General features: G+C 36.6%; 18 protein-coding genes. 10 read left to right on the forward strand and 8 right to left on the reverse strand.

Translation table 11 applies throughout. The features are described from left to right. The 9 genes from OM074_RS04350 to OM074_RS04390 all read left to right on the forward strand — a co-directional run. On the forward strand, positions 1–299 hold a 299-nt coding region (locus OM074_RS04350), incomplete at its 5' end, for a hypothetical protein (protein WP_301198067.1). A gap of 2 nt (positions 300–301) precedes the next feature. Continuing rightward, positions 302–949, forward strand: coding sequence for a DUF6266 family protein (locus OM074_RS04355; RefSeq protein WP_301198068.1), 648 nt, complete (start codon positions 302–304; stop codon positions 947–949). Between the two features lie 189 nt (positions 950–1,138). Further along, positions 1,139–1,630, forward strand: coding sequence for a glycosyltransferase family protein (locus OM074_RS04360; protein WP_301198069.1), 492 nt, complete (start codon positions 1,139–1,141; stop codon positions 1,628–1,630). Positions 1,631–1,802: 172 nt separating this feature from the next. Further along, complete coding sequence (locus OM074_RS04365) at positions 1,803–3,002, forward strand: hypothetical protein (protein ID WP_301198070.1); 1,200 nt, start codon at positions 1,803–1,805, stop codon at positions 3,000–3,002. Positions 3,003–3,665: 663 nt separating this feature from the next. Next, on the forward strand, positions 3,666–5,873 hold the full coding sequence (gene katG / locus OM074_RS04370; protein ID WP_301198071.1) for a catalase/peroxidase HPI: 2,208 nt from the start codon (positions 3,666–3,668) through the stop codon (positions 5,871–5,873). A gap of 294 nt (positions 5,874–6,167) precedes the next feature. Next, the gene (locus OM074_RS04375) at positions 6,168–6,950 is read left to right on the forward strand and encodes an MlaE family ABC transporter permease (protein ID WP_301198072.1); all 783 of its coding nucleotides are present in this window, start codon (positions 6,168–6,170) and stop codon (positions 6,948–6,950) included. Positions 6,951–6,966: 16 nt separating this feature from the next. After that, entirely contained in the window at positions 6,967–7,728 is a 762-nt protein-coding gene (locus OM074_RS04380; protein WP_301198073.1) for an ABC transporter ATP-binding protein, read from the forward strand. Positions 7,729–7,923: 195 nt separating this feature from the next. Then, positions 7,924–8,898 carry an MlaD family protein gene (locus OM074_RS04385; RefSeq protein WP_301198074.1) on the forward strand — a complete coding sequence of 325 codons (975 nt, stop codon included), beginning with the start codon at positions 7,924–7,926 and terminating at the stop codon, positions 8,896–8,898. Positions 8,899–9,115: 217 nt separating this feature from the next. Beyond that, on the forward strand, positions 9,116–9,568 hold the full coding sequence (locus tag OM074_RS04390) for an Hsp20/alpha crystallin family protein (protein ID WP_301198075.1): 453 nt from the start codon (positions 9,116–9,118) through the stop codon (positions 9,566–9,568). Between the two features lie 52 nt (positions 9,569–9,620). On the opposite strand, the gene OM074_RS04395 is transcribed toward OM074_RS04390, so the two are convergent. Next, complete coding sequence (locus OM074_RS04395) at positions 9,621–11,084, reverse strand: sensor histidine kinase (protein WP_301198076.1); 1,464 nt, start codon at positions 11,082–11,084, stop codon at positions 9,621–9,623. A 204-nt stretch (positions 11,085–11,288) separates the two neighbouring features. Further along, entirely contained in the window at positions 11,289–13,628 is a 2,340-nt protein-coding gene (locus tag OM074_RS04400; protein ID WP_301198077.1) for a tetratricopeptide repeat-containing sensor histidine kinase, read from the reverse strand. A 150-nt stretch (positions 13,629–13,778) separates the two neighbouring features. Between OM074_RS04400 and sfsA the strand changes: the two genes are divergently transcribed. Further along, positions 13,779–14,471, forward strand: a complete 693-nt coding sequence (sfsA, locus tag OM074_RS04405; RefSeq protein ID WP_301198078.1) for a DNA/RNA nuclease SfsA — start codon at positions 13,779–13,781, stop codon at positions 14,469–14,471. 147 nt (positions 14,472–14,618) lie between these two features. Here sfsA and OM074_RS04410 read toward each other — a convergent pair whose 3' ends face one another. The 6 genes from OM074_RS04410 to OM074_RS04435 all read right to left on the reverse strand — a co-directional run bounded on the left by OM074_RS04410 (position 14,619) and on the right by OM074_RS04435 (position 22,555). Continuing rightward, positions 14,619–18,359: a DEAD/DEAH box helicase gene (locus tag OM074_RS04410; RefSeq protein ID WP_301198079.1), complete on the reverse strand. Its 3,741-nt coding sequence runs from the start codon at positions 18,357–18,359 to the stop codon at positions 14,619–14,621. 398 nt (positions 18,360–18,757) lie between these two features. Continuing rightward, a complete protein-coding gene (locus OM074_RS04415) occupies positions 18,758–19,186 on the reverse strand; it encodes an acyl-CoA thioesterase (RefSeq protein ID WP_301198080.1) in 429 nt (142 codons plus the stop codon). Between the two features lie 3 nt (positions 19,187–19,189). Continuing rightward, positions 19,190–20,224, reverse strand: a complete 1,035-nt coding sequence (locus tag OM074_RS04420; protein ID WP_301198081.1) for a threonine aldolase family protein — start codon at positions 20,222–20,224, stop codon at positions 19,190–19,192. Between the two features lie 117 nt (positions 20,225–20,341). Then, a complete protein-coding gene (locus OM074_RS04425) occupies positions 20,342–20,878 on the reverse strand; it encodes a glutathione peroxidase (protein ID WP_301198082.1) in 537 nt (178 codons plus the stop codon). A gap of 81 nt (positions 20,879–20,959) precedes the next feature. Continuing rightward, positions 20,960–21,403, reverse strand: a complete 444-nt coding sequence (locus OM074_RS04430; protein ID WP_301198083.1) for a C-GCAxxG-C-C family protein — start codon at positions 21,401–21,403, stop codon at positions 20,960–20,962. Positions 21,404–21,586: 183 nt separating this feature from the next. Then, a complete protein-coding gene (locus OM074_RS04435) occupies positions 21,587–22,555 on the reverse strand; it encodes a M23 family metallopeptidase (RefSeq protein WP_301198084.1) in 969 nt (322 codons plus the stop codon). Positions 22,556–22,820 lie beyond the last annotated feature (265 nt).

Consider the following 22,820-nt stretch of genomic DNA (forward strand, 5'->3'; position numbering starts at 1 on the left):
ACAAAAACAGAAAGATGCATGAACTTAAAAATTTCGCCATCGGTTCACTGGGTACTTTAGGAGTGATGGAAGCAGCAGATGCTCAAATCTTCTCGGCCCAGGATGCAGATCCTCAAACAATGATTATCCGGTCTGCGATCACCCTGCTAGCAGGAGTTCTTACAACCGTAATTTCTAAATGGATGCAACGCAATAAGGTTGAAAAAACATCTAATAAAAATAAAGAAGTTACGTCGCCTAAAACAAAAGGCAACATTGTGAAAAACATATTTAAGGTTAAAAACAAAAAAAATAAATAGTCATGGGAACATATAAAAAAGGAATCAATGGAAGATTCACAGGAAAAGTAGGAAACACAGTAGGTAGTCAATGGAAAGGTATTCCTGTTATGAAATCGCTACCAGATTTTAGTAATCACAAAGCCAGTGAAAAACAACTGGCACACAGAGCAAAATTCAGCCTTGCCACCAAGTTTTTACAGCCACTGTATCCGGTGATACAATTGGGTTTTCAAAATCAGGACAACTTAAAGTCACCCTATAATGCAGCCATGTCGGAGTTAATAAAATATACCATTGAAGGCGAATATCCTAATTGTAGGGTTAACCTTGAAAATCTGGTTTTAGCTGTAGGACCATTACAAGTAGCTAACAGACCAAGTGTTGAAATTAATGGTGAAGAAGTTGTTTTTAACTGGAGATACAAAGCCTCTAACAATGATCTGTTTGCCAACAATGGGGTTATCATGGTAGCCATTGCCGAAGGGTATTATCCGGAGTATTCCATTTGCGAAAGCATCCGTTCAGCAGGTACTGCCACTATGCTCCTGCCCGATGCCCCTCCCGGAACCGAAGTCCATTGTTACCTGGCATTCGCTGCCATGGACGACTCAAAGCGGGTAAGCAATAGTATACACGTTGGTACGGTTGTAATACCGGATGATGAATGATTATTTACAGTTTACTAAGGATATGAAGTTGGAAGCATGAAGCGATTAACATCTTGTTTTTCCTCGTTGTAAATCACTTCCAAATTCCAACTTTATACCAGGAGCTAAACAGAGTTCTAAGGAACGGTTCTATATCACATATTACACATACAGAACCGTTCCATAACTAACTACTAAAACAATTCCACTATGAAACTTATATTCTTAATTCCAACAATAGAGCCTGAAATCATCCCATGTTACAAACAACTACAATCAGGCAATCACGAAATCCACGTTATATACGAGAAAAACAATACGGATTTTAATGGTAACGGACATATCCTTTTATATAACCGTGAAGACTACCGCATATCTGCGCCATTGATAAAACTGGTTCGTAGTATTAAACCTGATAGAATTGTAATGCATGGCCTTTACCCTGTCGGAAATATTCACCTGGCCCAATACTATGCAAAACTTAAAAGAAGAACCCCGGTTATCCTTGCTATAGACAAACACTGGGAAGACAAACAAAATAAGATTGTCTGGCAAAACTACGGCATCAATGTAAAATATGCCATTGATTATGTATGGGCAGATGAAAATCAATGTTTAACACGTAACATAGTTAAGAAACAATTTATCTGCGACGGTTTAACAAGCTTTGATACCCCACTTGAATGGGCACAAACGGTATAATTGATGGATTGATAGGTACTAGTTTTTAGTTGTTAGCTATTAATTGTTGGTTTATTTAATACACTCAATTCCAACTACTCCTAAAAAAGTTAATGTTCAGTTAAAATTTTTGAATACCGGGATCATATCATTAATTTAACTATAGATTATTAACCAGATAAAATTTACTACTATGCTTACCTCAATACACACAATAACAGATAGTATTATTATTAGAAAATCCTTTAAATGGAAAAATAACATTTTTAATAATAAGCCATTGCTCGACTGCAAAGATCTATATAACAAAATGGAAAGCTTGCTTGAGAAGTACCTGAATAAGATAGCACAATTAAAGATGAAAAGCACCAATATCTGCATGTACATCTCTAACTTATATTCTGTAAAAAGGCGATTAGACGAAACCCCGTGGAATATTCCGTGCAACCTAAACGCTGATGAGAATAAAATATTCCTTCAGGATTTAGATTTTTACATGATGATTTCAGGAATACTTTTAAAAGCCAACAACCTATTTAATGGTTTTATTGATAAATGTAAAAGCCTGTCTGTATTACAAATGTTGCCCATATTTAATGGGCACCCCAGGAGGATTAGAGAAACCTTAAGTCAATTACCGAAAAGCAAATGGTTCTATTCTATAATGTATCAACGAGAAAAAAGCATCTTTTTAAATGAAATCAATACGCTTGAAAATCTCACTAGTAATACAAAAATGTCGCAGGATATTGTTATTCCTATTCAAAACATTTTAAACACTTTTAATACTCCAACTTTAAATCAGGAAGAAGAAGAGCACAGAACCGGAATACTCCAAAGAATCAATTCCCTGAGCAATCAGTTCAATGGTACAAAACCTGATTTGAATGACAATACCTGGAATATTTTAAAGCAAATGCTTACCGAAACAATGTGCGTTAATCCTGATCCTGGTTTAACCCGGGATTATATCAACTGCATCAATATGCTTAAAGCAAAGGAAGATATGCATATTACCAAGGAGGTAAAGTATATTAAAGCTTTGATTAAATCATTGCATAAAGCACAACTAAAAAATAAACATCACCAACCTGATGCGATTAAACAGCTTCAATTAATTTACGACAAACTACTCGAATATAAAGAAGAAACTAAGGAGGGTTCTCCTTGTGGCAAATTTATTGAATGGACACAAAATCCAAAAGATTTTGTTAAAAAGATGCATGCCTTAATAGCTAATGGTTGCATAAGTATAAAAGGGAACTCTGATACGATACCCATTGTAGAGGTGCTTTCAAAATTTGTAAAGGTGCGAAAACAAAACAATTCAGGAACCATTTCCCCCAACAGTCTCTTAACCTATTTCAAAAAAGCCAGTACCGGGGACTTGTAGATAAGTTAAAAGTTCAAAGTTGAAAGTTTAAAGTGATTTACAGCATTGAGTTCGAAGTTCAAAATTGAAAGTGATTTGCAGCAATGAGTTCGAAGTTTAAAGTTGAAAGTGATTTACAGCTTGTAGTATAAAGTTAGTAAAGGTCTATGTAAGGTAGAATTCCTGTTTTGGAGTTCTGCTTTTTTTGATAATCCGCCCTAAAGGGCTGAAGGCCTTACATATCGCAACTTGGAACATCGTTCTTTTGTGTTCGGAAAGAGGTTTAATATTAGTAAAGTGTTGTACGTTACGGGAATCAGTCTTCCCCCTACCCGGGGAAGATTGATTCCCGTGATGTTTAGGTTTTTATCGTAAATCTCTTTCCGAACACCCAAGGGCATCGTCCCAAAATTTTAAGCATAATGTCCATTCTGGCTGTAAGTCAGATACATTAGCCATAAGTTTCATACTTTCAACCTTTTGATGCTATACCCCCATACCACAATGATGTGCATAAAGAGTAGCTCCGTTGGCGGGATACTCCTCCCTGGTTATAAAACTTATTGACTTAAAGATTTGAATTTTGTAATTTTATCTGTCATGCAAAAAGAGCCTTTCTCAAGTAGGGTTTGTCACTTTTTTACCATTGAAGTAATTTAAATCAAATAATAAATCAGCAAAGTCATGGAAAATCATTCAGAAAATGTTAGTAAATGTCCTGTTACAGGAGCTACAGGGAAACATAGCCATGGAGGCGGTGGGACAAGAAACCGTGATTGGTGGCCAAACCAATTGAAACTAAACATCCTTCGTCAACACTCCTCATTATCAAACCCAATGGGAGAAGATTTTGATTACGCAAAGGAATTTAAAAGTCTCGATTATAAAGGCATAAAAGATGACCTTCATAATTTAATGACTGACTCTCAAGACTGGTGGCCAGCCGATTTTGGTCATTATGGGCCTCTTTTTATTCGTATGGCCTGGCATAGTGCAGGTACATACCGCACCGGGGACGGACGCGGCGGTGCCGGAGCCGGACAACAACGCTTTGCCCCTTTAAACAGTTGGCCTGATAATGCTAACCTTGACAAAGCCCGAAGGTTGTTATGGCCTATCAAACAAAAATATGGCAAAAAAATATCCTGGGCCGACTTAATGATTCTTGCCGGAAATGTGGCTTTAGAATCTATGGGATTCAAAACATTTGGATTTGCAGGAGGTCGTGCCGATGTTTGGGAGCCGGAAGAGGATGTTTATTGGGGTTCTGAAACAGAATGGTTGGAGAATGACAAACGGGATTTGGATTTAGAGAAGATGGACACCCCCCTGGCTGCCATCCAAATGGGGCTTATTTATGTAAATCCGGAAGGCCCGGGAGGTAATCCAGACCCCAAACTGGCAGCAAAAGATATTCGCGAAACATTTGCCCGTATGGCAATGAACGATGAAGAAACGGTTGCTTTAATAGCAGGTGGTCATACCTTTGGAAAATGTCATGGTGCAGGAGATGCTGCTCATGTTGGAGCAGAGCCGGAAGCTGCAGTTATGGAAGCACAAGGCCTGGGTTGGCATAGCTCTTTTGGTAAAGGTAATGGCGACGACACTATTACCAGTGGTTTAGAAGTTACCTGGACACAAACTCCGGTAAAATGGAGTTACTATTTCTTTAAAAATCTGTTTGAATTTGAATGGGAATTAACCAAAAGTCCTGCCGGAGCCCATCAATGGGTAGCCAAAGATACAGAGGGTCAAATGCCATATGCTCAAGACCCCCGGAAAAAGCACCGCCCTACCATGCTTACTACCGACCTTTCATTGCGTTTCGATCCTGAATATGAAAAAATTTCGAGGCGGTTTTATGAACATCCACTTGAATTTGCTGATGCCTTTGCCCGGGCATGGTTTAAATTAACACACCGCGACATGGGGCCCAAAGCACTTTACCTTGGACCAGAAGTACCTTCAGAAGATTTAATATGGCAAGATCCTGTTCCTGCTGTTGACCATACTTTAATAGATAATAAAGATGTTACTGAATTAAAATCAAAAGTTTTAAGCTCGGGGTTAACCGTTTCGCAGCTCGTATCCACAGCATGGGCTTCTGCTTCAACATTCCGTGGCTCCGATAAACGAGGTGGAGCAAATGGTGCAAGAATCCGATTAGCTCCGCAAAAAGACTGGGAAGCCAATAATCCAGAACAGTTAAGCACAGTATTGAATAAGTTAGAGCGTATTCAGGAAGAATTCAACAATGCTCAATCAGGCAATAAAAAAGTATCTCTGGCCGATGTAATTGTTTTAGCTGGATGTACAGCTATCGAAAAAGCAGCCAAAGATGCCGGAATTGAAATCATTGTTCCTTTTTCCGCTGGTCGGATGGATGCTACACAAGAACAAACCGACATTAACTCTTTTGCAGTAATGGAGCCTATTGCCGATGGCTTCCGTAACTATCTTAAAAAGAAATATTCCATGTCTACCGAGGATATGTTAGTGGATAAAGCACAATTGCTAACACTGACCTCCCCTGAAATGACCGTTCTTATTGGAGGTTTACGGGTGCTGAATACCAACTATAATGGCTCAACACACGGTGTATTCACTGAAACTCCCGAAATACTAACCAATGATTTCTTTGTAAACTTGCTTGATATGAGTGTGGCCTGGATGCCAAAAGACGAGGCAAAAGAATGCTTTGATGGCAGAGACCGCAAAACAGGAAAGGTTAAGTGGACTGCCACTAGAGCCGATCTTGTGTTTGGCTCTAATTCTGAATTAAGGGCATTAGCAGAAGTTTACGGTAGTTCGGATGCAAAGGAGAAATTTATAAATGACTTTGTAGCTGCCTGGAATAAGGTTATGAACCTTGACCGTTTTGATTTAGCGTAAAACAAAAATATTTAATACCAATCATAGTTTGAAAAAAACAGAAAGTTATACTTTCAAACATTGGTTGGTATTAATAATTTGCCAGTTTGCAAAAGTTATTGCATCAATCCATCTCACCTCTCTGCACTATGCCCTCACCCCTTAGCTCTTTGCCCTTAGCTCTTAGCTCTATACTCTTAGCTCTTAGCTCTCCGCCATACCAATCAAACCTAACTTCAATGGTACAATAACTGGATTTTGTTTTTAAATAATGTTACCTTTTAATACACAACAAAACATCAGTATAAAAAACTTATGAACTACCAGGCATACATAATAGAACAGGTGAAGCGTTTTTTCATTACAGTTGGAGATGTTTCCTATTTTACCGGCCGCTTTTTTAAAGAGGTAGTAAGTCGCCCGGTGGAGTTTCAGGAGTTTGTGAAACAATGCTACATGGTAGGCTATAAATCATTACCCCTGGTTGCCACCACCAGTTTAATTATGGGAATGGTGCTAACACTTCAAACACGCCCCACCCTGGTTGATTTTGGTGCCGTTTCTCTCATGCCGAGTATGGTAGGAATTTCAATTGTACGCGAAATAGGCCCGGTTATTACAGCACTTATTTGCGCCGGAAAAGTAGGCTCAGGAATTGGTGCCGAATTGGGTTCAATGCGCGTTACCGAACAGATAGACGCTATGGAAGTATCCGGAACCAACCCATTTAAATATTTAGTTGTAACACGTATTTTGGCCACAACAATAACATTACCCATATTAGTTGTTTTGGGAGATACCGTTGGACTAACAGGATCATTTATAGTAGAAAACATTAAAGGATCTGTTTCTTTTACCCTGTTTTTTAATCTTGTATTTGATTACCTGTCATACGGCGATTTATTGCCTTCCATTATTAAATCTTTTTTCTTTGGGTTTGCTATTGGTGTAATAGGGTGCTATAAGGGCTATAATGCCCAACGGGGCACGGCAGGTGTTGGACTGGCCGCTAATTCGGCGGTAGTAATTACATCCATGCTGTTATTTTTTATCGACTTTTTAGCCGTACTTGTAGCTGATATATTTTATGAGTTGTAAAATTTAAATACAAATAATGCTATCGGACGAATCACATAAAAAAAACGGTCAACAAAAGATCATTGAGGTAGTACAACTACACAAGGAACTATCAGGAAATCCTGTGCTCAATGGTTTTGATATGAGTTTGTACGATGGCGAGTGCCTGGTTGTAATAGGAAAGTCCGGTGCTGGCAAAACGGTAATGATCCGGTGCCTGGTTGGCCTGATGACAGTAGATTCCGGCAGTGTCAGCATTTTAGGGAAAAGCATCCCCGACCTTGACCAAAGCCAACTGGATCACCTGAGGCTCGACATAGGTTTTTTGTTTCAGGGAAGTGCTCTTTATGATTCCATGTCAGTACGCGAAAATCTGGAATTTCCTCTAAGGAGACTGCGGAAAGAGTACGCCGATAAGGATGCAGTTGACCATATGGTGAGGGATGCACTTGCCAGTGTAGGTTTGGAACACGCCATAGATTTGATGCCCTCAGAACTTTCCGGAGGCATGAAACGCCGCATTGCCCTGGCCAGAACACTTATTTTAAGGCCTCAGATTATTTTTTATGATGAGCCTACAACCGGTTTAGATCCTATAACTGCAAAAGAAATCATCAAATTGATAAAAGATATACAGGTTAAATACAAAACATCATCATTAATTATTACGCACGACTTAAATATTGCCAAACTAATATCAGACAGGGTTGTTATTTTAGTAGATGGACAAAATTATGCAGAGGGTACATATAAAGAATTAGCTGCGGCTGGTGATCCTGTAATTAAGGCGTTTTTTTAAAAAGTGCTGGTAAGAAAACTCGATTTTATACCGACCCACACAGCGCGAGAGGCTTCCCCTTCAGAGCCTGTCCCGAACTTGTATTCGGGAGGACGAGGGGGTGAGCGGTGGGGGCACTATAAAACAGGAGTTTTCTTGCAGAGACTAAATTGGAAAATCACTAACAAAATGGGTTAGCTTAAAGATATAGATACAATGCAAAAAACAACATCACAAAAAACAAAGCTTGGAATAATGGTACTTTCCGGAGTATTACTCTTCACCATTGCCATTTATTTAATTGGTGAAAAACAGAGTTTTTTTACCCAGAGTTTTGAAATAACTTCTGTTTTTAAGAATGTAAAAGGTTTAAGATTGGGTAATAATGTGCGGTATTTAGGAATCAATGCAGGAAATGTTGAATCGATTGATATAATTAACGACACAGCAATCAAAGTAACCCTGAAGATGGATCTTAAAACCAAATCTTTTATTAAAAAGAATGCCTTTGCAAAAATAAGCTCAGATGGTTTGGTTGGCGATATGGTGGTTAACATTGAACCCGGTCCCGGGTTTAGCGAAGGTATTGAAGACAATGACCAAATAATGGCTTATGACCCTATAGCCACCTACGAAATGCTGAGTACTTTAAGTGAAACCAATGAAAATGCAGCTATGGTAACTGCAGGAATATTACAAATCACCAATTCAATTAATAAAGGTGAAGGAACTTTAGGTATGTTGGTTAATGATAGAAAGGTGGCCCAGGATATACGCCAAATCATTAAAAACCTGAAAGAAACAACCAGAAGGTCTGCCACCCTGATGGAAAAACTGGAAGATGTTTCAACCCTGATTAAGAGTGATCAGAACTTAATGGGTGTAATGCTCAACGATACATCAATAGCAAGTAAAGTACGCCTATTAATTAACGATCTGAATTCCACCGGTAAGGAATTCAATACCATGTCTAAAACTTTAAATAGCTTAATAAATGACCTTGCCTGTGGTGAAAACAGTCTGGTTAACACCGTTGCTCACGACTCACTGTTAAAGAACGACCTAAAGGAAACATTGGAAAATATTAATTCCGGAAGCCAGAAATTTGACGAAAATATGGAGGCTCTAAAACACCACCCGTTGTTTAAAGGATACTTTAAGGACAAAAAAGATAAAAAGAGGAAAAACTGACACCTAACAAAGTCATTATGACATCATTACACACCACAACCCTGTCAATTTGACTTTGTAATCAAGCCATCTGTTTTTTGCAAAAAATCATAAATATTTGAATTTCAAAGATTTTAATATTTTTCTTAAAAACCATCCTCAAATATGGCATTTAGTTTGAAAATGCATTATCAGAACATTTAAAATTTGTTGAACTAAAATTTTGGAGGATTAAGTTATGACACTTGCAAAATTATCAAACAACTGGTTTCCATCAGTTCCTTCATTTTTCGATAGATTTTTTGATAATGAATTGATGGATTGGAATAGAACAAACTATTCCAGCACTGATACAACTTTACCTGCAGTAAACGTTAAAGAAAATGAAAATGAGTTCTTAATCGACGTTGCTGCGCCGGGCTTAACAAAAAAAGATTTCAAAGTAAACTACGACAATGGCCGTTTAACTATTTCATCAGAAAAGAAGAATAAACATGAAGAAAAAGATGGTGAAAAAGTTACGCGCCGTGAGTTTAGCTATCAGTCGTTCCAACGTTCTTTTTCAGTTTCTGAAAATGTAGTAAATGCGGAAAAAATTGCTGCAAATTACGAAAATGGAATACTTCATATTTCGCTACCCAAGCGCGAAGAAGTTAAACCACGGCCTGCAAAGCAAATTGAAATTAAGTAAGTAATTTGGTTAGGGCAGAGAATTCTGCCCTACTTTATTTTCTATAATATTATTACTGAGGAATAACAACATAAACCCGAGTCCCTTTATTGACTTCACTTTCTATTGTTATGGTTCCCTGATGCTTGTCAACAAACTCTTTACACATGATTAAACCAAGCCCGTTCCCCTTTTCTTTATCCGTTCCATAAGTTGAAGTATACTCTCCAATATAAAACACTTTATCTATATTTTCTTTTGAAATACCTACTCCGTAATCCTTTACTGAAATATGTATCTCATTTTTTAAACCATCTTTTCTTTCTTCCACCCCTACTTCAATACTCCCTTTTCTATATGAAAATTTTATTGCATTCGATAACAGATTTCGTATCACAGTAGATATCATATATTTGTCAGCGAATATTTCCTGATACTTTGTGAAATGGATCACTATTTCCAGTTCCTTTGATTTTATATTCTGTTCCAGTATTTTAATGGTATCATGAATAGTCTCAGATAGGTTTATTACAGAGGGGTTAAATTCTATTGAATTCCGCTGAACCCTTGACCATAGCAGCAGATCTTCCAATAAATGCAAGGCTCTGTCCAAACCTGTTGAGATATTTTTCAGGAACGATTTTAATTCTAACTTGGAATACTCTTCAAACCTCTCACATACTAAATTTGCCAAAGAGGTAATAGACCAGATGGGAGATCTTAAATCGTGGGATATTAAGGACAAAAACTTGTCTTTTGTTGCAATGGCTAGTTTTAATGACTCTTCCGATTTTTTCAAGGCTTCTTCTTGTTTAATCCTTAATGTAATATTCCTTGCCAATGCTGTAGCTCCAATAATTTCGCCGTTATCATCTATTATGGGATTAAAAAAACTCTCGTAGTATTCTTTATCTTTTTGGCCGTATGCCCGGATATTTGAATGCGACTCTCCATTCATAGCCATTTCATAATTTCTTTGGGCCGCTTTTCTATCCTCTTCATCTTTAATGCAATCTAATATATTATCCCCTATCCTAATATCCATGTTATAAGCATGCTTCATTACCTGACGGTGAGCAAAATTGAAATACATGTATTTAAAATCTTTATCAATGGACAGTAAGATGGTATCTTTTTGGCTTTCGATACTTGATTGAAGCAGAATACTATACTTATGTAGTTTTATTTCATTTAATTTATTCCTGGTGATATCCCTGCCAAAACAGGTTACCCCGGTAACCAAATTGTCCGTCATAATTGGCGACATGGAAACATGAACGTAGATTGTATTTTGTTCATCAACATCAAACGATTGTTCAAAACTATAACTTTTCCCACCCAATGCCCTGTCATATCTTCGTTTCCATACTTCTGAGATACCCTCAGGCAAAACTTTCAGGATGTTAACGCCTGATTTTAACTCAACACCAAATACATTATAAAAATCCGTTTTAAATGTGTCATTTAAATATATAATACAATAGCTCTTATCAACAGCCCATATACTATCCGAAGTATTTTCAATAATGTTTTCCATTTCATTAACTTATACCGCATTAACAATGCATTTGGTATTGAAGTATAATGCCGATGGTTTAATGATAACGTTACTGAAGAAATGATTTAACGCCTTAATCATTCATAAATCGGTATTAAACTACCGATAAAAGTTACAAAAAAAAGATTTGCAATACGAGTTTTTAACATATTTCAAATCATTAGTGTATTATTTCAAATTGGTTTAATTGAAAAACGGGATAGATACCTCAAACTCACTCCCTTTATTAACCTGGCTGTTAACTATTATTTTGCCATCATGTTGATCTACAAATTCCTTACACAACAATAGCCCTAAGCCAGTTCCTTTTTCCTTATTGGTACCTGTTGTTGTATAGTTTCCGTTCAGTGTAAACAAGGTGCGCTGTATTTCTGCAGGAATCCCTACTCCTGTATCCTTTACAATAATTTTTGCAACCTTTTGCTTACTGTGATTAGTTTCAATGAGAGATTTAACAGTGATTGAGCCTCCTTTGGGAGTGAATTTAATTGCATTAGACACCAGATTTAATATTATTGTATGTAACATATTTTTATCGGCGTTCAATGCCAGGTCATCCTGGGTGTCTGATACTAATTCAATATTCTTATTACCAGCAGTTTCTGATAACAATAATATTATATCATCAACCAATGACTTCATATTTATTTTTTCTGGATTAAATTTAACAAGCCCCGATTGCGATTGCGCCCATGTCAATAAGTTATCCAATAAATTATAGGTTTTAAGGGAACAATCCTGAATATACTGCAGATAGGTTTCTCTTTCTGTATGATCATAGCTTTTATGGTTTTCCAGCAGCAATTCAGTAAATCCTATCAGGCCATTAAAAGGACTTTTTAAATCGTGGGCAATAATAGAAAAAAACTTATCCTTTGTCTTATTCGCTTTTTCCAACTCCTGTGCAACAACCTGTATTTCTTCCTTTTGAGTTATGAGCTCTTCATTGGTATCTTCAATCTGCTTTTTTTGTTCGGCCAGCAAAAGATTTGCTTTACTTTTTTGAAGAAAACTGTGCAGTATAACCAACACCAGCACAAGCATCAACAAAACCCCTACCAGCAATGAGTTTCTAATCATTTTTTGGAGTTTTTCCTCTTCTGCACGTACTGCATCCTTTTTCTGCTGCTCTATTTTAAGTAATTCCTTTTCCTTTTCAAATTTATATTGGTATTCCAGGTTAGCTATGGACCTCACGTTCTCTTCATTAAACAAACTGTCGCTCATATTTTTAAAAACAGTATATAAGTCATATGCTTCCTTATGCTTCCCCAATGCAGCCTTGCTTTTGGCCAACAATTCAGCACTTTGCGCTATCAAGTCTATATTTCCTATATCATTAGCTAACACATAAGCTATCTGGCTATATTTTTGCGCATTTATATAATCATCCTGCTTTAAGTAGGTAAGCGATAAACCCACATAACTTTTCATTACGATCTGTTTGTTATCTATTGCCTTGCCAATGCTTAACGAATTATTATAAAACTTTACGGCTTCATTATATTTCTCCTGCAAGTTAAGGATCTCTCCTAAATCCTTATATGCATTGGCCAGACCTGTTTTATTGCCAATCTCAGTCTGTAAAACCAGTGCTTTTTGATGGTTTTCCCAGGCTTTATTATAATCACCTTTAGTTTTATATATGAGTCCCAAATACTCATAATTATAGGTGAGACCAGTTTTAAAACCAATCTGTTCAGAATAATCTAGGCCCTTTTGGCAAAACGAAATTGCTTCATCATATTCTCCCTGAATATTTAAAATAAAAGCAACATTTGAAGCTGCTACAGCTGCATCTTTATAATTTTTCTGACTTTCGTCTATATGAAAGCTTTTTTGATAATACTCTAATGCTTTAGGATAATTTCCCATTACATTATGAACCACCCCAAGATTATTAAGGGCATAAGAAATTGACTGTTGGTGCTTTGTTGCCTTTGCCAACTCCAAGGCCTTCTCTTCATATTCAAGAGCCCGCGAAAAATCACCAATATCACAGTAATTAGTACCTAAATTGGCATAAGTATTACTTAGTGCTAAAGTATCATGTAATTCCTGATTTATTTCCAGGGCTTCATGTTTGTATTTCATCGCCCGTTCAACATCGCCCTGAAAATAATGGATATTCCCGATTTTAATCAAGGTCTTGGCTATACCCCTCTTATCATTGACTTTTTTAAAAATATCGAGACTTTTATTGCCATATTCCAACACCTTATCAAAATCAGATATAATATAATGATAGCATGAAGCAAGAAACAAAGCCTCTGCCATACCAGAGGCATAATTTAAACTATCCGCTATAACATATGCCCTGTTTATATATTCCAGTGAACTATCCGGATTTATATTTTGAACAGCACCTCCTAATTTATTTAGTAATTTTACTTTATTGGTATCTACGCTGGTATGTTGCTGTATAATATTCCTCAGGCTATCGATATGAGTTGTTTGAGCAGTAAATTCAACTATATCAAAACAGAATAGAAAAATGAAAATAAGAAGAAATTTATACCTCATATCAAACCACAATATTATAAGATGGGATTCACAGTATCACAATGCTTATATTCAATAAGCGTAAAAATAATAATTTAATCCTATTGACACCCCCGGTTGCCTTTGTTTATAATCAATATTTAATAGCTTTATGCCACAAAAGGAAATACCATGCATTTTAAAACACAACTTGTCCGGGGAAAGCTGATTAAACGATATAAACGATTTTTATCTGATATAGAATTGGAAGATGGGAGTATCGTTATCGCTCATTGTACCAATTCGGGAAGTATGAAAACGTGCATTGAAGAAGGGGCTCCAGTATACCTTACACCCCATAACGACCCCAAACGAAAAACAAAGTATACATGGGAGATGATATTTATTAATAACCACTGGATAGGCATCAACACTTCTATACCGAATATTTTAGTATATGAAGCTGTCAGGGATAGGATAATTCCACAACTTAACCAATATACTACAGTAAAAAGAGAAGTAAAATACAAAGACAGCCGGTTTGATATTTATGCAGAAAACAATAACGAGAAGTGTTTTATTGAAGTTAAAAACGTCACACTTCGCAGCAATAACAAAGCTACCTTTCCGGATGCCGTAACAACCAGGGGACAAAAGCATTTGCGCACATTAATTGAGGCAAAAAAAGCAGGATTCAGAGCTGTGATGTTCTATGTAATCCAAAGGCAGGATATCGAGTCCTTTTCACCTGCAAAAGACATCGACCCGGTATATGCTGCCACACTAAAAGAAGCCTATGATAACGGAGTTGAAATTATTCCGTACATAGCTGCAGTTTCACCAGAGAAAATTGAATTATTAAAAGAAGTAACCTTTCAAGTATAATAATAGATTGTTAGATTCGAAACAAAAGACAAAAGGCTGATTTACAAAATATTTAACACCTGTATTTTACAATACTCAACTCATCTTTTCAACCTGCATAAAATCAATTTATCCAAAAAGCTGAACTGAGCATTGTATCAACAAAGGTTAACCAAAAAGGCTTTTTATATCATCAACTTCCAGTGTTTTCATAATGTTTTCATCGGTTTGCACTATATCACCTGCAATTTTTTTCTTTTTATTCTGAAGGTTAAGGATTTTTTCTTCAACCGTATCCTTACAAATCATTCTATAAGCAAACACCTTTTTATCTTGTCCAATCCTGTAACAACGGTCTATAGCCTGGTTCTCAACAGCTGGATTCCACCATGGATCAACAATATACACATAGTCGGCAGCCGTCAGGTTCAGTCCTGTCCCCCCGGCTTTTAAGCTAATTAAAAACACCCTTAGCTCTTCATTGCTTTGGAAGTTTTCTACCGATTTTTCCCTTTGCGAAGGAGAACACTGTCCATCGAGGTATTCAAAATCAATATTTCTTCGGCTCAATTCACTTTTAATCAAATCAAGCATTTTTACAAATTGGGAGAAAATAAGGATCTTATGTTTTGCTGTTTTTTCTGTTACATGCTGAACTATTTCCTTGATCTTAACTGATTCGGAAGTATCAATTTTATCATCGCCCAACAGAACCGGCGAATCACAAATCTGACGAAGCCTGGTAAGAGCCTCCAACACCAACATTTTGGATTTTGCCATCCCTTCCTCTGCAATATTGCCCAACAGCCTGTTTCGGAATTCGTTTCTGTAGGCATTATACACCTTCCTTTGTTCCGAATCCATCTCACAATAAATTACATCTTCAGTTTTTGCTGGCAGTTCTTTGGCCACCTTCTCTTTGGTTCTTCTAAGAATAAATGGATTGATCAAACGCTGAAGTTCGGCGGCAATATTATCGTCCCCATCCTTATCAATCCTGTTCGAAAAGCTCTCTTTAAATGCGGTAACCCCACCAAAAAATCCCCTGTTTACAAAACTCATTTGTGCAAACAAATCAAAAGTGCTGTTTTCAATAGGGGTACCCGACAAGGCCAACCTGTTTTTTGCCTGTATCAAATTCACCGCTTTAAACCTTCTGGAAGCCGGGTTTTTAATGGCTTGCGATTCATCCAAAACAAGGTAATTAAACTTAAAATCCTTTAAAAACTCAATATCCCGAAGTAACACTCCATAGGTAGTAAACACCACATCAAATGCTCCAAAAACATCTGTATTCAAGGCTCTGCTTATTCCATAATGGTAAAAAGCCCTAAGCTCCGGTGAAAACTTTTCAATTTCCTTTTGCCAGTTAAACAGCAAGGTTGTTGGAACGATAATCAAGTTGGTAGTGTCATCCTTTTTTAATACATGCTGGAGAAAAGTAAGCACTTGTAATGTTTTTCCAAGCCCCATATCATCAGCCAAAATTCCTCCCCAGCCCATTTCATCAAGAAAATTTAACCAGTTTAATCCTTCCTTCTGATATGGACGCAGGTCTGCCTTTATTTCAACAGGAACATCAGTATTTGATATTTCCTTAAACTGCAGAAGCCTGTTGCGCTTTTCTGATATTTCGTTAATTATTTCTGCATCACTAATATCATCAAACAATTCATCAATAATTGAAAAGCGTAATTTAGAAACGGCCAATTTCCCGTCTTTTAGCTCTCCATGCCTAAAGTATTTCTCGAGTTTATGGAACCACTCTGTCGGCAACAAGCCCACTTTTCCATTATCCAGTTGAATATACTTTTGCTTGTTTAAAATCGCCTTCCTGATATCTTTTAAACTAACCACATCATCTCCAAACGACACTTTCACATCCACTTCAAACCAGTCCTGACCACTTGCTACCGATGTAGTTACTTTTCCCTGATGCGGAGAATAGCGGAAATTTTTCAAATCTTTTAACCCATAAACCTCAATCTCCATATTTTGCATCTGGTCAAAAAACTTATAAAACCACATATCCTTACTAAAATCGTCATAGTGGAGATAAAAGACTTTTTCTTCTTTCTGCTCATCAAAATAAGGATGTAAAGAAGCAATGGAGTCTATAAAATCCTCTTCCAACTCAAAATTCCTTACATATTCCTTTATTTCCTCCCCGTTATGAATCAATACGTTTCCGGAATGGTTTAAGGCCACTGAAACTCCGTTATGGTATTCTACCTGGGGGGTTATAATCAGATAATTATATTGCTCTGTCAGGTATATCTGTTTTGACCTGAAGTCTAGCTCAACAGTATTTACATCCAGACTCCAGTCTTCAAAATTTATTTCAAAATTCTTTGACAATGGCAAAACAACATCAGCAATAAACTTATTTTTATATTGTTTCACCATTTTAACCGGTTGCTCCCATGCTTCAACATGTTTAGCCACCGAAAAATTGGCAGGGATATGGATTAATCCATCCATATTGTAAACATGAAACTCTCGTTGTTTTTTTTCTATATGCAGGGGATCTATTTTTTTATCACCAATATTAACCTCTAAATCTACACCAACAAACTTTTCATTTTCATAGGTATAATACCTGGCCTCCGCCAGCTCTTCCGAAATCTTCACAGGCAACAAATCTGCTTTTCTAAGGCGGCTATCATCCGTTTCATGGGTATAAACAAACCGTTCCTTCGCCATCAGTAAAATCAACTTTTTGGTTAATGAAAACCTTCTCTTTTCAGACGAAGAATCTTCCTTTAACTTTGCAATCAGGTCGATAATATTTTGTTGGTTATCCGTTACTTTAACAAGCGTTTCAAACTCATCATACCTTTTAAAATGCGACGTTAAATATCTCTGATCTTTTGATGTTTTAGCTGTAATAGCAAATATTTCAAGTTCTGAATCTTCAACAAAGTAGTATTCATCCAAAAAGCTATCCTGATCTGCAGCACCATAATCAATCACAAAACCTAAAGCAAATTCATCTGATGCCTTGGGTATATTATCCAGCACCAACGTTTCCTCATTTAGTTTTTCAACAAAATTCACAAACGAAACTTCATTTAAGGATTGTATTGGAATCAAGCCTTTCTGATCAGGCCGTGACGAAATATCCAGACCTCTTTCCGGAACAAATACATGCTGAAAATAAACAGAAAAATCATCATCCTCACTAAACCCATATCTGATTAGGGTTTCTTTCTCAATATCTTTCAGCCCCTTATTAAAGATCACATCCAATAAGTCGGGCGTATTGGATTCTGCTATTGCCATCAGGGCAAATGTTTCCAGCTTATTTAATCTGGGCGTACCCGAACCTGTTGCCGAAGAAATATATACTTCATCATTCCTAAACCTGATATATACCACATCCACATTAAAATTATCATCCCTGATTTCAAACAGAACCTGATTAGCCTCTATTTTAACATCTTCAATTTTAATTCCTTTATATGAATGTTTCAGGTTGTTTAAAATACTATAAGAAGAGTATTTGTTGATAACATCTGAATCGATAAACTTATAATCTTCAATTCTGAATCCCAAGGCAGTACGCTGAACCCTATTAGATAACATTTCACCCTGAACTGCCTGAGGCAAAGCATCATCTCCTGCATCCGTCACATATAACAACGAAGCCACAGAATGCTTACATATGGTTCCCCATTCAAACGGGCAAGTACATTTGATGCTTATATCCCCTTTGTTTAAATCCTTAATGATAACAGAGTATTTTTGCGAACCCTGAACAGAAAAGTGCCATGCATCAGAAGCATCACTTTTGTAGGTAAGCGTTACTGCGCCATCATTATATAAATCCTTCCCTTTGTTAATTACTTTCTCAGAAGCCCTGTATTTGATGAATCGCTCTATATAATCTTTCTTGCTATGCTCAGGCATATTGGTTCCTTTTTTCAAAATAGTTTGCAAAGATACAAAGAGCATCCGGGATGGGAAATATTTTTATCGAAAGTTATTACAAAGCTTGTACATTCCAGAATCGAAAAAAGGGATACCCCAAAAGTTAAACTCTATAACAGAAACTTTTGAAGCACCCCATTTTCTTTTTTTGAACCTATTTTGTACTGGCAAGAAAACTCGATTTTATCCCAACCCGCACCCTCCAACTCTCCTGAACAAAAGTTCGGGACAGGCTCTAAAGGGGAAGTTACTGCTGCACAGCACACTGGAACTCACCCCCTTTAGGGGAATCAAAGGGGTGACCGTAGGAATCATGAGTTTTCTTGCAGGAACTAATTTGCATAACCAGCTACTAATTACGAAAGAGGATCTTTCTATCAACAAGCTGTAACCTCTCTTTTTTGAGCTACGTTTTTAAGTGCAGTTGCAATCTCTTCCGAAACACCTAATTTCCCATCTATCAATGATGTTGAGGTGATCACTCCCTTTAAACAAACTTTTCCATCAGACAATCGATAAATATCCTGGTAAAAAACATACTTGATTCCCTGATGCTCCGCCCTTAAACGAACCACAAAATTATCGTTGCTCTGCAAAGGAGTTTTATATTGCAAATCGGCCCTTGCAACAACTGCTACCACACCCTTATCATATAATTCCTTAAAATTCAAACCTATTTCATTTAAAAACTCGTGGCGGGTATGTTCTAAATAGTTCTGGTATACTGAATTATTAACGATCCCCTGAATATCGCATTCATAATCCCTCACTTTAAACTCCAGTTCAAAATCATATTGTTGAGCCATTTCTTATCTTTTATTTAGTAAATCTTTCATTAATGTTACAAACCTGTCAATATCTTCTTCCTGCGTATCAAACGAAGTCATCCACCTAACTTCTGACCGTTCCTCATTCCACACATAAAAGAAAAACTCTTTTTGTAATGGTTCGATAATATCTTTGGGCACCTTAGCAAAAACCCCGTTACTTTCAACTTTCTGTGTTATTTCAACTTCTTCTATGCCCGATAGCTTTTTTGCCAGCTTTTGAGCCATTTGGTTGGCATGCTCCGCATTTCTTTTCCAAAGATCATTACTTAAAATAGCCATAAACTGAGCCGAAGTATATCGCATCTTAGAATGCAATTGTGCTGTTTGCTTTCTTATATACTTAACCACTTCTGTATCCATGTTAAAAAACAAGACTGCTTCACCAAACATCAGCCCATTTTTTGTTCCTCCAAACGACAACACATCCACACCTGCATCCACTGTCATTTCTTTTAGTGAACAATTCAGTGAAACTGCAGCATTGGCTATCCGTGCTCCATCCATATGCAGAAACATTCCTTTTGAATGGGCGAAATCTGCTATTTTCTTTATTTCACCGATGGAATAAACCGTTCCAAGTTCTGTTGCCTGGGTAATACTAATAATTTTTGGTTGAGCGTGGTGCTCAAACCCAAAAGCATGCATATATTTTTGGAAGCCTTCAACCGTTATTTTACCATCCTGTGTTTCTACCGGCAACAACTTGCAACCACTTATTTTTTCAGGAGCTCCACACTCGTCAACATTAATATGTGCCGTATCTGGACAAATTACGGCGTTGAAAGGCCGGGCCAATGCCTGTATTGCAATTACATTTGCCCCTGTTCCATTATAAACAAAAAAAACATCTGTTTTTTCTCCAAAAACCTCTCTGAATTTATCAATAGCACCCTTTGTGTATGCATCATCACCATAACCTACCACATGACCTCCATTGGCTTTGGATATAGCGTTTAACACCTCCGGATGTACACCGGAATTGTTATCACTTGCAAATCCTCTTATACTTGACATTTTTAATTAATCTTTAAATTAGAAGAACACGAATTTGCAAAGATTATTTCAAACAAAAAAAAACGATGCTCATACATCGTTTTTTCGCGTCTATATAATGCTACAATATCATAACTTCTAATTTTCAATCCACGAAATTATTTCATCGCTTTGTGGTTTTGTTTTTGGAGAAAGCACTTTTTCCAATTCCCCCTTTTCATTTATCAGATATTTCTGAAAGTTCCATTTCACTTTACTATCCTGAACACCATTTTTTGATTTTTGAGTTAACCACTGGTATATTGGTGCCATATCATTTCCCTTTACTGATATTTTTGCCATTATAGGAAAAGAAACGCCATAATTCTTTGTACAAAACTCTCGTATTTCTTCTGCAGTTCCGGGCTCCTGGCGCAAAAAGTTATTGGCCGGGAAACCAACTATTACAAAATCGTCACCTCCATACTTCCTGAACAACTCTTCTAAACCTTCATATTGAGGGGTAAATCCACATTTTGAAGCTGTATTGACAATCATCACCTTTTTTCCTTTCAACCTTGAAAAAGAAAAATCCTCACCTTCAAGAGTTTCTACAGTATAATCATAAATACTAGATTGGGCACTTATACATATTGTTGAAAACAACAACAAACCAAATAATATTATACTTTTCATTTCAAACATTTTTTTATAAAACAAAACACATAATCTAAATTATTGTTTATACATACTTGGTCAATCTTTTCTAACAACCTATCACTTATGATAATGTAATATATCATCCATAATTTCTACTGCAGAAACAACAAAAACAGGACAAAGATTAGTAAAGACGCCTGCGTTTCGAGCTTTCTCCTTTTCTCCTGCAACTGAAATATCATACTTTATCAGGTCTTTACAATTACAAGATCCATTCTTTTCCTGAAAACTTCTTAAAAAATCATTTGCCATTCGATATAACTCTGCCTTATCTTCAGCCGAACCTGCCTGTGTATAACCATTTTTAATTCCCAATGCCATTAAAGCCCCGGTTACTGCCCCACAAGTATTTCCTGTTTGAGCAATCCCACCCCCAAAGGCAGAAGCCATTAGTTGTAACGTATTATCGTTTGCTACATCACCTGCAAGAGCAACTAATACCGATTGCGCACAATTACATGAGGCAGAAAACTTTTCTTTCGCAATAGCATTTTTATTCATGTGTATATAATTTTCAGATTCAGGAGTACTCAATAAAGCTCATCAAAAACCACTATCCAATGTAAGAAACATTTCTCACGAATTGCTTTTTTGTTTACTATCTCAAATTTAGCAATAAAAAAAGGAATCTGTTACGATTCCTTTTTTTTGAGTGTGATATTTGTTGTGTTGATATGAGGATGCTTATTCCATACATATTTCTACGCTCGCTGCTTTTTCAACAACAGCCTTATATTCAGCCGATGTCAAATCTTTAAAAAAGTAATTAACCGGATCAACTTCCTTACCTTTGATATGTACCTCATAATGTAAATGGGGACCTGCACTTAAACCCGAATTTCCGACATACCCCAATACATCACCTCTTTTTACATTTTCGCCTCTCTTAACCTTGAATTTACTCATATGAGCATATAAAGTAGTTATTCCAAATCCATGATCTACCTCCACTACCCTACCAAAACTATCCGAAACCCTAACACTGGTAACTTTACCATCGGCGGCCGCAAATATCTTGGTTCCGGTAGAAGCTATAAAATCAATACCTTCATGCTGGCGCCATCTTTTTAAAATTGGATGAAACCTACGAGGAGCAAACCCAGAACCTATATACTTTAAATCCCAGTTTGCAATTGGAATAATTGCCGGAAGATGCTGCAATCGCTGTGCGTTAACGGCTGCCTTTTTAAACAAATCACTATAGGATGCATTTTGAACATTCATCCTGGCCACTATTTCATCAAGCTTCTTATATGAATTTATTATTTCCTTGGGCATATTTGAACTTAACAATTCCTCGTATCCATCCGTACCCCCTGTACCTGCTAATCTTAAAGCTGAATCCATAGGGTTTTCTCCAAGCATAGCCCTGTATAAACTATCGTCCAATACTGCTAACTCTTTTAATGACCGATCTGCTTCGCTCAACCGCTCCGCAAATATCTCCTGGCGTGAAAGAATATCTTTTAGTTGTTGTGCTTGTATCTTTTCTTTAGGAGTGGCATAAAAAATAGCAGTACACGCATAACAAACCAATCCAATAACAATACCACCTATACTGAATGGCACCATTTTTTTTGCCTTTGATTTAAAAGTATTCTCTATTGGAATATATGAAAGTGTATTCGGATCGTATATATATTTATTTGCCATGTTTCATTTTTTTCTTAAACCTACTTTGTAAAAGCTGATCTACTATTTAAACACGTTGGGAACTGAACAAAATCATTATTACAAATCATTAAAAAATCCATAACGCCTTGATTATGCTATGTCTTTGTTACGGTCGGTTAAATAAAATGTTTCACTATATACCCTGTGCTTATTACAATAGGTTTGTAAAAATAGAATATTATAGCATCTCTACAAACAAATTCCTTTATAAATTATCCAAAAACACCAATCCATTAATCTTACT

This window comes from Plebeiibacterium marinum, from assembly GCF_026013615.1.
In the GTDB taxonomy this organism is placed as follows: Bacteria; Bacteroidota; Bacteroidia; order Bacteroidales; family Marinilabiliaceae; genus Saccharicrinis; species Saccharicrinis marinus_A.